Source organism: Solimicrobium silvestre (assembly GCF_002976435.1).
GTDB lineage: Bacteria > Pseudomonadota > Gammaproteobacteria > Burkholderiales > Burkholderiaceae_D > Solimicrobium > Solimicrobium silvestre.
Window position 1 is genome coordinate 65485 of record NZ_PUGF01000012.1, and the last position, 13160, is coordinate 78644.

General features: G+C 48.4%; 13 protein-coding genes. 5 read left to right on the forward strand and 8 right to left on the reverse strand.

The window, feature by feature from the left end:
- The first annotated feature begins 248 nt into the window (after positions 1-248).
- A complete protein-coding gene (locus S2091_RS13145; RefSeq protein WP_105532406.1) occupies positions 249-842 on the forward strand; it encodes a YdeI/OmpD-associated family protein in 594 nt (197 codons plus the stop codon).
- A 16-nt stretch (positions 843-858) separates the two neighbouring features.
- On the opposite strand, the gene S2091_RS13150 is transcribed toward S2091_RS13145, so the two are convergent.
- From S2091_RS13150 to yjgA, 3 genes are read right to left on the reverse strand one after another with little or no spacing between them, the layout of a single operon-like run.
- Positions 859-1515 (reverse strand): alpha/beta hydrolase, encoded by a 657-nt coding sequence (locus tag S2091_RS13150; protein WP_105532407.1) that lies wholly within the window; start codon positions 1513-1515, stop codon positions 859-861.
- A complete protein-coding gene (gene mog / locus S2091_RS13155; RefSeq protein WP_105532408.1) occupies positions 1512-2150 on the reverse strand; it encodes a molybdopterin adenylyltransferase in 639 nt (212 codons plus the stop codon). The genes S2091_RS13150 and mog overlap by 4 nt, the downstream gene beginning before the upstream one ends.
- Positions 2131-2745 (reverse strand): ribosome biogenesis factor YjgA, encoded by a 615-nt coding sequence (gene yjgA / locus S2091_RS13160; protein WP_105532409.1) that lies wholly within the window; start codon positions 2743-2745, stop codon positions 2131-2133. Before yjgA ends, mog begins: the two co-directional genes overlap by 20 nt.
- 97 nt (positions 2746-2842) lie before the next feature.
- On the opposite strand from yjgA, the gene pmbA reads away from it, so the two are divergent.
- Entirely contained in the window at positions 2843-4189 is a 1347-nt protein-coding gene (gene pmbA, locus S2091_RS13165) for a metalloprotease PmbA (protein WP_105532410.1), read from the forward strand.
- Positions 4190-4252: 63 nt separating this feature from the next.
- Here the strand turns inward: pmbA and S2091_RS13170 are convergent, their stop codons facing one another.
- From S2091_RS13170 to mfd, 4 genes are all read right to left on the reverse strand, one after another.
- Complete coding sequence (locus tag S2091_RS13170) at positions 4253-4945, reverse strand: glutathione binding-like protein (RefSeq protein ID WP_105532411.1); 693 nt, start codon at positions 4943-4945, stop codon at positions 4253-4255.
- Positions 4942-5325 (reverse strand): DUF4870 family protein, encoded by a 384-nt coding sequence (locus tag S2091_RS13175; protein ID WP_105532412.1) that lies wholly within the window; start codon positions 5323-5325, stop codon positions 4942-4944. The genes S2091_RS13170 and S2091_RS13175 overlap by 4 nt, the downstream gene beginning before the upstream one ends.
- Positions 5326-5406: 81 nt before the next feature.
- Entirely contained in the window at positions 5407-6255 is an 849-nt protein-coding gene (serB, locus tag S2091_RS13180; RefSeq protein WP_105532413.1) for a phosphoserine phosphatase SerB, read from the reverse strand.
- Between the two features lie 19 nt (positions 6256-6274).
- Positions 6275-9709 carry a transcription-repair coupling factor gene (mfd, locus tag S2091_RS13185; RefSeq protein ID WP_105532414.1) on the reverse strand — a complete coding sequence of 1145 codons (3435 nt, stop codon included), beginning with the start codon at positions 9707-9709 and terminating at the stop codon, positions 6275-6277.
- A 206-nt stretch (positions 9710-9915) separates the two neighbouring features.
- Here mfd and ispD point away from each other — a divergent pair, with 206 nt between their 5' ends.
- The 3 genes from ispD (at position 9916) to S2091_RS13200 (ending at position 11409) form a co-directional block, all read left to right on the forward strand.
- Entirely contained in the window at positions 9916-10581 is a 666-nt protein-coding gene (ispD, locus tag S2091_RS13190; RefSeq protein WP_243405418.1) for a 2-C-methyl-D-erythritol 4-phosphate cytidylyltransferase, read from the forward strand.
- Positions 10578-11072: a 2-C-methyl-D-erythritol 2,4-cyclodiphosphate synthase gene (gene ispF / locus S2091_RS13195; protein ID WP_105532416.1), complete on the forward strand. Its 495-nt coding sequence runs from the start codon at positions 10578-10580 to the stop codon at positions 11070-11072. The genes ispD and ispF overlap by 4 nt, the downstream gene beginning before the upstream one ends.
- A gap of 67 nt (positions 11073-11139) precedes the next feature.
- Positions 11140-11409 carry a DUF4404 family protein gene (locus S2091_RS13200; protein WP_105532417.1) on the forward strand — a complete coding sequence of 90 codons (270 nt, stop codon included), beginning with the start codon at positions 11140-11142 and terminating at the stop codon, positions 11407-11409.
- Between the two features lie 91 nt (positions 11410-11500).
- Here the strand turns inward: S2091_RS13200 and S2091_RS13205 are convergent, their stop codons facing one another.
- A complete protein-coding gene (locus S2091_RS13205; RefSeq protein WP_105532418.1) occupies positions 11501-12823 on the reverse strand; it encodes a M48 family metallopeptidase in 1323 nt (440 codons plus the stop codon).
- Between the last annotated feature and the right edge of the window lie 337 nt (positions 12824-13160).

A 13160-nucleotide genomic window follows, 5' to 3' on the forward strand; every position in this document is an offset into this window, starting at 1 on the left:
GCGGTGGCAAATGATTTATTGGCTAAAAATCTAAGCGACGACTCTAAACTGAGACTATAAGTTGTGATGCTAAGTAGTGATTGACAGAAATATTCTGGCTGGTCACAATCGGTCAAATTAACAGCTGTTATCGCGGTAATTTTCTTTGCTTGCACGATCAAAGCCACCTCAGTATTTGGTGGTAATTTGGCGGTAAACCGCAAGCAGTGATAGTGGCGAGTCTGTTTTAATACGGGGATAAACCGAGCGTGAAATCACAAGCCAAATCTTCTTTAACTTTACCGGTTCATTATTTCGAGCAACAGCAAGACTGGGCTGCCTGGCTACTGGAAAATCACAGTACCTCACCTGGTTTGTGGTTGAAACTGGCAAAAAAGGGAAGCGATGTCAAATCAGTTTCCTATGGTGAAGCTCTTGAAATTGCTCTTTGTTTCGGATGGATAGATGGGCAAAAGCAAGCGCATAGCGAGCAATTTTGGTTCCAGAAATTTACCCGACGTTCAAGTAAAAGCATGTGGTCCAAGATCAATAAAGAAAAGGTGCTTGTGTTGATTGAGGCGGGCAGTATGCATGCCGCTGGGCTCAGCGAGATTGAGCGTGCAAAGAGCGACGGGCGCTGGGAATCTGCATATGACCCAGCCAGCACGGCGACTGTGCCGGATGATTTACAGTCCGCGCTAGATAGCAATGCGCGGGCCAGGGATTTTTTTGAAACGCTCGATAAAACAAATCGATACGCGGTTTTGTTCCGAATACAAACTGCTAAAAAGGCCGAGACACGTGCCAGGCGGATTTTACAGTTTGTACAAATGCTGGAGCGGCACGAAAAATTACATCCGTGACCAATCCAGATCTGCTTTAAGCTAAAACCCGTCTAAACCAAGCGCCCATATCGCTAATCTCAGGAATACAAACCGAGTGCTGCATCGGATACTCATGCCATTCCACTTCGTACCCAAGCTGGGTTAATAAGTCGCGCGACTGTTCGGCGCGTTGTAGTGGAATAATTGGATCCGCATTTCCGTGCGCCATAAAAATCGGCGTGCCTTGATTTGCTGAATGGCGTTCGCGGGCGACGTTTTGATACAGCGGAACATAGCCGGATAAACACAGTAAGCCAGCCAGCTTGTTACTGTGACGTAAGCCTGTTTGCAAAGTCATGGCACAACCTTGGGAAAACCCGGCCAAAATAATTTTCTGCGCGCCACGAGTATGTTCAATCTCGATCAATTCTTCAATCGCAGCTTGTGATGCGCGGATGCCGGTTTCATCTTCACGGTTGGCAATATCAGCGGTGCGGATGTCGTACCAGGCAGGCATAACGTAGCCGCCGTTGACTGTGACGGGAATATGCGGCGCATTGGGAAACACGAAGCGGATTGCCGGACAGCCGTGTAAATCTAATTCATGCACGATAGGTACAAAGTCATTTCCGTCTGCGCCTAGTCCATGCATCCAGATGACGGATACAGTTGGGTTGGGAGCGGTTTCAATCTGGATGGTGGCTAAAGTCATGTTATTGAGCGGGTAGGTTTTATGGCAGATTTAGGGCGGAAGGCGATACATACGGCAGGATCGGTTTCGATATACGGGCCGCCGATTAAATCGATGCAATAGGGGATGGCGGCAAAAATGCCGGGCACCACGCTGTTGCCAGCGTCGTCGCGCAAACCTTCCAGGGTTTCTTTAATTGATTTTGGCTGACCGGGTAAATTCACGATTAACGCGGCATGGTCGGTCGTTTCGCGTATCACGGCAACTTGCCGAGATAGGAGTGCAGTCGGTACAAAGCGCAAACTAATCTGGCGCATTTGCTCACCGAAACCGGGCATTTCTTTGCTGGCAATCGCCAAGGTAGCTTCGGGTGTTACGTCGCGCCGACTGGGGCCGGTGCCGCCGGTAGTCAGCACCAAATGACAATGGTGATTGTCGACCAGATTAACCAGTGCCTGTTCAATCTGGGCACGTTCGTCGGGAATTAGCCGAGTGACTACCTGGTACGGACTTAGTAAGCACTTCGCCAGCCAGTCTTGTAAGGCTGGCATACCGAGATCTTGATAGGTGCCGGATGACGCACGGTCTGAAATAGAAATCAGACCGACGCGTAACTGGTGACTATCTTGAGTGGGATCAATATGGATCTGACTCATCCTCGTCCTCGTCGTCACCATGATCGTCTTCGAGTTCTTTGGCCGCTTTTTTGCTGTCTGCATGGAGCTGCTTCAAGATCTGGAAAATTTCCCGATACGCTTTAGGTGGCTTGTTTTCTGCTTGCTCTTTACGGGCGTTGCGAATCAGGGTGCGCAAATGTTGCGCTTCCAGATGCGGATGTTGCTCTAATAATTCGGTCAACGCTTTGTCGTCAGCCAGCAATTTATCGCGTTTTTTCTCAAACGAATGCATGGTGGCGGTTTCGGATTTGGAAGCGCCTTTCCAGCTATCGATGGTGCGTTGAATTGTCGCCAATTCTTCGGCATCCAGGGTACGCATTTTTTTGCCGACAAACTGCAATTGGCGACGACGGCCTTCGTGATCTTTAATCAGCTGGCATTCTAAAATAGCGTCGCGTACATCTTCCGGCATGGGAACCCGTTTTACCCGGTCACGCGGTTGATCGATTAATTCTTGTCCCAATTTTTGCAGCGCGGTCATTTCACGCTTTAACGCTGATTTAGATGGGCGTTCGTATTCTTGCTCGAATTCAGTGGATTGGAACCCACAAGAGCCTCGGTTTGGATTTGGCATAATTTTTATTAACTTTAAGACAGGGAGCTGCCTTTTTGTATGTAACTGAAACTTAAGGCTGCTATCATACTCTTTTTAATCCAGCCTCCAAAGACCCATGAGCGTATTTACCTACAGCCAAGACCAATTAAAGCAATTAGCACAAGATGTGTTACGTTTTTCTCGTGATAAAGGTGCAACAGATGCGGCAGTTGAGATCAGCGAGGGGTCCGGCCTGTCAGTTGGCGTGCGTCGTGGCAAAATTGAAACTATCGAACAAAACAAGGATAAAGGCATCGGCGTAACGGTATTTATCGGCCAACAACGCGGTAATGCCAGCACCTCCGATTTCTCTGCCGCTGCCCTGCAGGCGACGGTCGATGCTGCTTACAACATTGCCCGCTTCACCGCTGCTGACGACTGCGCGGGTTTGCCCGACGCCGATATGCTGGAAATGCATCCGAAAGAACTCAAACTGTTTTATCCGTGGAAAATCAGCGCTGAAGAAGCTATTACCTTAGCCAAGCGGTGCGAAGCCGCCGCTTTTGAAGTGGATCCACGCATTAAAAACAGCGAAGGCGCTGGCGTGTATGCGCACCAATCACATTTTGTGGCGGCTAACTCCATCGGCTTTATGGGCGGCTACGCTTCATCACGCCACTCTATTTCCGTCTCGCCGATTGCCGGTCGCGGTGCAAATATGCAGCGTGATTACTGGTATTCCTCTGCGCGTAACGCTAAAAAATTAGCTCAACCGGAAGCCATTGGCCACTATGCAGCAGAGCGCGCTTTATCGCGCATGCATGCACGCAAACTAACTACCCGCAAATGCCCTGTGTTATTTGAAGCTCCGCTAGCAGTTGGTTTGGTCGGCGCGTTAGTACAGGCCGTATCCGGCGGTGCGTTATATCGTAAATCTACCTTCATGCTGGATAGCATGGGCAAAACCGTTTTCCCGAAGCATATTCAATTAAGCGAAGACCCTTATATTCTCGGCGCGACCGGTTCATCGCCATTTGATGGCGAGGGCGTAAAAACCCAGAAGCGCGATGTTGTTAAAAACGGCGTGTTACAGGGCTATTTTTTATCAACGTATTCAGCGCGTAAATTAGGCATGAAAACCACCGGTAATTCGGGCGGTTCACATAATCTTTCCTTTAAGTCCAGCCTCACTAAACCACGCGACAACTTCAGCGCCATGTTAAAAAAAATGGGCACTGGTTTATTGGTGACGGAATTAATGGGGCAGGGCGTGAATTACATGACCGGTGATTATTCACGCGGTGCATCCGGCTTCTGGGTCGAAAACGGCGTGATTCAATATCCGGTGGAAGAGATTACGATTGCAGGCAATCTGGCCGAAATGTTCCAGCAAATTGTGGCGGTTGGTGCGGATACGTTAACGCGTGGTACCAAACAGACTGGCTCGATTTTGATTGAAAGTATGACTGTGGCGGGGAATTAAATTTCTATTGCAGATAGTGGAAGCCATTCGTAAGCTGGGATCGCATACCAGCTTACCGCGCGGTTATTTTTTCTGATACTGAGTAGTGCCAAACAGCATTTCTTTAGCTTCTTTACTCACCAACGGTTTGCGTAAATCGGCTAATACTTGCACGCCACGCTGTACAGCGTGGCGTGCATTAATCGCATCAAACCAGAGTTTAGCATGTGGAAAATCAGCCCAATCTATGCCTTGATTTTGCCATGAGCGTGCCCAGGCAAACGTAGCGATGTCGGCGATGCTGTAGTTATCTCCGGCTAAATACGTACTTTGCGCCAGCTGCGTATCAATCACCCCATACAGACGACGGGCTTCATTTGTGTAGCGGTCAATGGCGTACGGAATTGGCTCCGGTGCATAAATGCGGAAGTGGTGCGCTTGACCTAACAACGGTCCAAAGCCACCCATCTGAAACATCAGCCACTGCAGCGCATTGTATTTTTCATGCGTTGTATCGCCTAAAAAAAGACCGGTTTTACCTGCCAGATACAGCAAAATCGCACCCGATTCAAACAGCGTAATCGGTTGGCCGTCCGGCCCGTCCGTATCGAGCATGGCGGGGATTTTATTGTTGGGCGAAATACGTAAAAACTCGGGCTTAAATTGATCGCCTGCGCCAATATCCACTGGCGTTACGTGATACGGCAAGCCGCATTCTTCCAGCATGATGTGAATTTTGTGGCCATTCGGGGTTGGCCATGAATACAGTTCTATCATTTTGTAGACTCACCAATTGCTTGATTGTCGTTCAGCGCCATAATGCCGACGATTAAGCGGTACGCTTTCCACAGCCATGCGCAGCCCCATAGAATGACGGCAACGGGAATGCCGATGATGGTGATGAACAGCATCCACCCAATAAACACGCAAGCCAGATAAATCCAGAATGAAGAAATTTGCCAGTTGTGGTGACTATAGACAAACGTGCCGGCCGCTTCGCCGCGTTTCACGTAGCTCAAAATAACCGGGATAAATGACAGTGCACCTAACGTAAATAACATACTGACTGCGTGGAAAATATAAAACCACCAGGCGAAGTTTTTGATTGATTCGAGCTTGCTATCAAATACCAATTCTTGTGACGTGTTTTGGGACATTGGTTACTCCTGAAGGTTAATCAAAATAACATTTTGGTTGGGTGGGCACGGTGTTGTGCCCACCCTACAGCCTGAAACAATTTAAAGAAAATTTAATATACCGTCAAGCCCGACAAAATTTAACGCTATATCAGCCTTGGCTCGCACCACGGGTTTTGCGCGAAATGCGACCGATAAACCGGCAATTTCCATCATCGCTAAATCATTTGCACCATCGCCCATGACGATAGCCTGACTCGGCAAAATACGTAATTCTGCACAAATACGTTCCACGGTGCGGCGTTTTTCTTCCGCATCGACTATGCCGCCGATGACTCGTCCAGTGAGCTTGCCGTCCAGGATTTCGAGCTGATTGGAATGGCTGTAATCCAGATTCAGTTTGGATTTAACGCGGTCGGTAAAAAAAGTAAATCCACCGGAAACTAGCAAGGTTTTAAGGCCGGCGGCTTGTACTGCCTGCAGCATTTTTTCTGCGCCCGGCGATAATTGAAGCCGCTCGTCATACACTTGCTGCAAGGCTGTGGCAGGCAAGCCTTTGAGTAGCGCAACGCGTTGGGTCAAGCTTTCAGCAAAGGCAATTTCACCGCGCATCGCCGCTTCGGTAATAGCAGCGACTTGCGGTTTTAAGCCTTGCATATCGGCGATTTCATCAATGCATTCGATGGTGATCAAGGTTGAATCCATGTCCATCGCCAGCAACTTAAAATCAGCTAATTGATGATTGGAGTTTATCCAATGTACGTCAACCTGCTCCTGAAAAGCCAGTGTGGCTATTTTTTCCTGGATAACGGATACGTGCTCGGTAAAACTTAAGCCGACGCAGCGCAGTGCATGTGGCGCAAACTCAAAAGTTTGCTGCGGTTCTGCTAAGGCGCCGATGCGATGCAAGGTTGCGATGTCAGCGGATAAACTTTGTAGGATCAGAATCATCGGTTTCTTAGTATGGTGTTTACTTTAACGCGCGAATTGCCGCTTTAATCTGCCCAACCCGCGCAGCTAAATCGGGCATATTGACGGTAATCCGTAATTTGTCCGGGCCATGTAATTTGATATGACGATTCTTTTGAATCAGGTCAATAATGCGCATCGGGTCTATCGGCGGCTTTTCAATAAACTGCATAATAGCAGCATCAGAATGGGCGTCAATTTTAAAAATTCCAACGGTCTTTGCCAGCACCCGTAAACGGTGCGTTTCGATTAGGGCGCTGACCGGTTCCGGTAATTTACCGAAGCGATCAATTAATTCTTCTTGCAGTGTATCTATCGCCTCAAAACTGCTGGCATTGGAAAGCCGTTTATACAGCGACAAGCGTTCATGCACATCGCCGCAAAACTCATTCGGCAGCAGGGCGGGCGTATGTAAATTGATTTCTGTGGTGGTGGCTAGTGGCGCAGCTAAATCAGGCTCTTTGCCTTCTTTTAAACAGCGTACTGCTTCGCTCAGCATCTCAGAGTACAAAGAAAATCCAATTTCGATCATTTCGCCCGACTGATTGTCACCTAACACTTCACCGGCTCCGCGAATTTCCAGATCATGCATCGCCAGATAAAAACCGCTACCGAGTTCTTCCATTTCTACGATGGCGTCCAGCCGGCGTTGCGCCAGCTTGGTGAGTCCTTTCACGTCATGCACCAGTAAATAAGCATACGCCTGGTGATGCGAGCGGCCGACTCGGCCACGTAACTGATGCAACTGCGCCAGACCGAATTTGTCGGCGCGATGCATGATGATGGTGTTGGCGGTTGGGACGTCAATCCCGGTTTCGATAATGGTGGTACACAGCAGGATGTTGTAGCGTTGTGCGACGAAATCACGCATTACTTTTTCAAGATCGCGCTCATGCATCTGGCCGTGCGCAACGGCGATGCGTGCTTCAGGCAATAACTTTTCCAGCATCGCCTTGCGGTTTTGTATCGTGTCGACTTCATTGTGCAAAAAGTACACTTGGCCGCCGCGTTTTAATTCGCGTAAGCAGGCTTCGCGCAACACGGAGTCATCTTCGCTGCGCACAAAGGTTTTAATTGCTAAACGTTTTTGTGGCGCGGTTGCAATAATGGAAAAGTCGCGCAAACCTTCCAGCGCCATACCCAAGGTGCGGGGGATTGGCGTGGCGGTTAAGGTCAGTACATCCACTTCAGCGCGCAGGGCTTTGAGAGTTTCTTTTTGACGTACCCCAAAGCGATGTTCTTCATCGATGATGACTAAACCGAGCCGATTAAATTTAATATCATCTGATAATAATTTATGCGTCCCGATCACAATATCCACGGTGCCGTCGTTCATTCCTTTAATGGCCGCCGTGATTTCTTTGCCGCTTCTAAAGCGGGACAACTCCGCGATTTTGACCGGCCAATCGGCAAAGCGATCGGCAAAAGTTTGTGCGTGTTGTTCAGCAAGCAGCGTAGTTGGGGCTAAAATCGCCACTTGTTTACCACCCATCACGGCCACAAATGCGGCGCGTAAAGCGACTTCGGTTTTGCCGAAGCCCACGTCGCCGCAAATCAGGCGGTCCATCGGTTTGCCAGAAGTCATATCGCTCACCACGGCGTTAATCGCCGCAGCTTGGTCAACGGTTTCTTCAAAGCCAAAACTCTCGGCAAACGCGTGGTAATCGTGCGCTGAATATTCAAATGCATGGCCTTCGCGCAAGGCACGACGGGCGTATAAATTTAATAGTTCAGCAGCGGTATCTCGGCATTGCTGGGCAGCTTTGCGCTTGGCTTTTTCCCAAGAACCGGAACCGAGCATATGCAAGGGCGCGTCTTCTTGCGATGCACCCGAGTAGCGCGAAATGACATGTAACTGCGCAACCGGTACATAGAGCTTGGTTTCTTTGGCATATTCCAGATGCAAAAACTCGGTTTCACCTTCACCCAAATCCATCGCGACCAAACCGTGATAACGGCCTATGCCGTAATGCACATGCACGACTGGGTCGCCGATTTTGAGTTCGGACAAATCCCGTACCATGGATTCAACTTGCGTCGCACCTTCCTGCTTTTTTCGTCCTGAAGAAGGGCGGCGCACGACGTTGGCGTACAGCTCGGTTTCGGTAATAAAACTTAAACCATTATCCAGGTTAAAACCGGCATACAGCGGCGCAACGCCCAGCATTAAGGGTGCATCGCCAGTGATGAAGTCGGTCAGGCTGTCGCAGATAACCGGATGTAAATCGTATTCATTAAAATACTGCTGCAAGGTTTCGCGCCGGCCATTCGATTCGGCGCACAACAACACCCTCTGTTTTGTTTGCAGTAAATAAGAACGCAGATTGGTGAGCGGATCATCTAAGCGCCGGTTCACCGCAATGTCAGGTAAGGCGCTAGAAACACCGTCAAGCACCGTGGCATTGGGCTTGATGATGTAGCGACCGTAAGGTTTGGCTAAAGTGAAAAAAGCTTCATCGCGCAAAAACAGGGTTTCTGGCGCTAACACCGGGCGTTCACGGTCGGCTTTTAAAAACGTATAGCGTGATTGAGTGTCTGCCCAAAAACTGGCGATAGCTGCGTCAATTTCTCCCACCATGCAAATACAGGTAGTCTCAGGCAGGTAATCAAACAAGGTGGCGGTGTTGTCGAAAAACAGCGGCAAATAATATTCAATACCGGCTGAGGCAATTCCATTGCCGATGTCTTTATAAATGCGGGTACGTGACGGATCGCCTTCAAACTCTTCGCGCCAGCGCTTGCGGAATGCGGTACGCGCAACGTCATCCATCGGGAATTCACGGCCAGGCAACAAGCGCACTTCGGCTACCGGGTAGATGGTGCGCTGGGTATCTGCATCAAAGGTGCGAATGGTTTCTATCGTTTCGCCGAATAAATCCAGGCGATACGGCAAGGGCGAACCCATCGGGAATAAATCGATTAAACCGCCGCGCACAGCATATTCGCCGGGTGACATGACTTGGCTGACGTGGCTGTAACCGGCTAAGGTCAGTTGCGATTTAAGTTGCGCTTCATTGAGCGTCGCGCCTTGTTTGAAAAAGAAAGTGTACGCGGCTAAAAAAGATGGCGGTGCCATCCGGATCAAAGCGGTGGAAACCGGCACGATCAGCACGTCAGATTGCCCATGCCCTACTTCATACAGCGTAGCTAACCGCTCCGAGACTAAATCCTGATGCGGCGAAAACGCGTCATAAGGTAAGGTTTCCCAATCGGGCAAAACATGGCAGCGCAGCTTTGCTTCATTGCCAAACCAGCTGATTTCAGATTGCAGGCGTTGCGCATCGGTGGCGTCGGCGACAAATATCGTCAGCATACGCTTTTGCGCTTTAAGCTCAGTCGCTGTTTGGCTTAATGCATAGGAATCGGCCGAGCCGTGCAACGCTGGAAAGGTAATGCGATAACCTGGTTTGGGAGGCGAGAGCAGATCAAATGACATTGATTGGGTATTTTGGGAGTATTGGAGTAAATTGGATTTGCTGTGCAGTTAATGCTATTAGCTCTATCTACAATAGAGCGCATATTATAAACTACGGCTTCGCTTATGTTTTTTATCTTATTTTTTATTAAATTGCTACTAATTTGAATCCCTCTATCCCCTCTCGTTACTTCGCTTTGATACCGGCAGCCGGAGTCGGTGCCAGAATGATGGCAGATTGTCCTAAGCAATATCTGCAGATTGCAGGACAAAGTATTTTGCAGCATAGCGTGAATGCTTTTTTACAGCATGATCAGATTCATCATGTGTTTGTGGTGGTGAGTCGCGATGACGCTTATGTGGCGCAGGAGCTGCAAGCTGATCCGCGGTTGAATGTGCTATTTTGCGGCGGTGCGACGCGTTCTGAGTCGGTGACAAATGGTTTGTTGGCGATGAAAAATACTTCGCACGCACAGGATTGGGTACTCGTTCACGATGCAGCCAGGCCGGGTTTGAATTCCGCTTTAATCAGCCGCTTAATTGATACGGTTGGACAGGATGAGGTCGGCGGTTTATTGGCGTTGCCAGTAGTGGATACGGTTAAATTTCAAGCACCGAATTTAGAAAATAAGTCAGAAAAAAATATCGTCAGCACGATTCCACGCGCCGGTTTGTGGCTGGCGCAAACGCCGCAAATGTTTCGGCATGCGCAGTTGCTGGCGGCATTAAATAGCTGTAAAGAAGTTACCGATGAAGCCAGCGCGATTGAAGCATGCGGCTTGATGCCCAAGTTGGTCGAAGGCCATTGGTGTAATACAAAAATTACTCGCCCTGATGATTTGGCTTTGGTTGAAACATGTTTAATAAATAAGCACCAATTTAAAATAAAATGAAAAATTCTCTTCCCAACTTCCGCATCGGCCAAGGTTATGACTGTCACGCTTTGGTGGAAAACCGTAAGCTCATCATCGGCGGCGTGACTATTCCGCATAAAACCGGCTTGCTAGGCCATTCCGACGCCGATGTGCTGCTACATGCAATTACCGATGCACTATTCGGCGCAGCAGGTTTAGGCGACATCGGCCGCCATTTTCCAGATACCGATATGCAATTTTCCGGTGCAGATTCACGTGTGTTGTTGCGTGAAGCCGTTAAACGGGTTGAGGTTGCCGGTTTTTTGGTCGGTAATCTAGATGCAACCATTATTGCCCAAGCACCTAAAATGGCGCCGCATATTCCAAGCATGGTGGAGCACATTGCGCAGGATTTGCAGGTGGCTGTTGATCGGATTAATATTAAAGCTAAAACCAATGAAAAACTCGGCTATTTGGGGCGAGAAGAAGGTATTGCAGCAGAAGCGATAGTTTTGATATACGCCAAATAAGACGCGGCAAAATAGTACATAATCGAACACAATCAACAGATCATTTTTTTCTTATAAAGGTAGCAAAATGAGCACCGAACAACTTAAAGAATCGTTAAAGAAATTACATGAAAACTTAAATGGCACAGATCAAGTTGATGCAGAGTTATCTGCATTGTTGACGGTGTTAAGTCAGGATATTCATCAACTGCTCAGTAAGGAGCGCCCAGAAGAAGACTCGTTGAGTAATTTAGGTGACCGTACGTTGGCATTATCTGCAAAATTTGCAGCGCAAAATCCACATTTGGAATTGGGATTGCGTGAGTTGGGCGATATTTTGGCGCGGATGGGGATTTAAGAACATTCATTGGCAAGTTCGTACTTGCTAATGATTAATGCAACAAAGTAAAAAGCTGCGACCAGCGGAATACTGGTCGCAGCTTTCTTGTTTAATCTAACTTTAGATGTTCTGCCTTCCAGCGCATCGAAGCAAAGATCCGTTTCTTTGGACTCGGATGATCAAAGAAGAAAAATTCTTCTAAATCACCCGGATTCGACTTGCGATATTCCGTCAGTTTTAAATCCACTTCAGCAAAACCGTCCGGCTCCTGCGAGGCATTCAAACCAAATGCATCGGCCTGTGCTTCCTGCACTCGGGTCATGGTATTCAACACCGGCGTTGCGGCAAACATGTATATCGAAAAAATCCCCACCACCAGCGGCAAGCCGAGCGGGTCGCTTGCGTCACGTATGCCGAATTGCTGGCCCCAGCGGGTAATGGAGTACCTTAGCGCCCAGTGTAAAAAAGCAAAACCGACGACTAGAATAATGCCAAACTCAATGATGCCGGTGTAGATGTGATCAAGGACGTAGTGACCAATTTCATGGCCCAATACCCCTTTTATTTCTGGCAAGGTAGTGCGCTTTAGTAAATTGTCATTCATGCGCACGGCAGCCGATCCAAAAATACCGCTGACGTTAGCACTGATCCGGTTACTTTGTTTTGATGCATCAAACTCATAAACGTTGTCGGTCGGTACGCCATTGGCGCGTGCCATACTCAAAATCGGTTGTTTGATTTTTTCGTCCGTAATCGGTTTATAGGTGTTAAACAATGGGTCGATATAAACCGGCCCCAACAACATCATGAAGCTCATAAAGCCAACCGTAACAACGGCACCCCAAACAGGCCAAGTTTTTGGAGCGCGACGGATTACCCAATAAATCAAGGCTAAAAACAGTGGCCCAATAATGCAGGCAACGGCAGTAGCAATTGCCTGTTCGCCCAACCAGGGAAGCAAAGTTTGATTCGCTAATCCATATTCATGCTCACGATAAAACCCTTGATACACGGTAAGTGGCAGTGAAATTAACGTGGACAGCAGTATATATCCCAACCCCATGACCAACACTAATAAGCCTTTGGAGCGGCTGCGCTGTTCAAGTTTGTCTCGCAAACGTGCCAGCACGCCGCTCGTCAGCAATAACCACGAGGCGACTAGCGTCATTACCAGGTCCCATAACGTTAGCCAGTAACCGCCTTCAAAGTAGGCGTCGGAACGCGCTTTTGCGGCGGGGCTGATGCGTGCCATATATGCATCTGTAGCAGCGGCGGGATCATGCGGTAAGGCAGCACGCCAGACATCGCTGACTGGAGCAATTTCTCCAATAGCACGTGCTGCAGCATTGTGCGAGGTGGGCGCTAATAGACCAATCGCCGCCGAGATGGCAATGACGAAGAGTATGGTTGGCCAAAAGATTTTTTTCGACATCGTGTGTGCTCCATTATTTTAGTTAATATTGTTTTGCAGAAACCAAACAATAGCAAAAATGGAATTTAATGTGGGGAATTTTGCGACGAACTGGCAAAAATAGAGGGTGAATGGTTGCTGTTACTGTTGTGGGATGCGCTAGTTTGAGTGCCGAATGGCTTGATGGTGCATTGGAGTGTATTGCTAATGATGAAATCGGGGTAGCTTTATATGTTCGCCGGTATTTTAATAAATAGTTAACATATTCAATGGGTGATGTATCGATAAGAAATTATTTATTCGATGCTATATTTTATTGGCTTCGAAAGGAACATTCGTACCGGCGGTAGATTGTCGA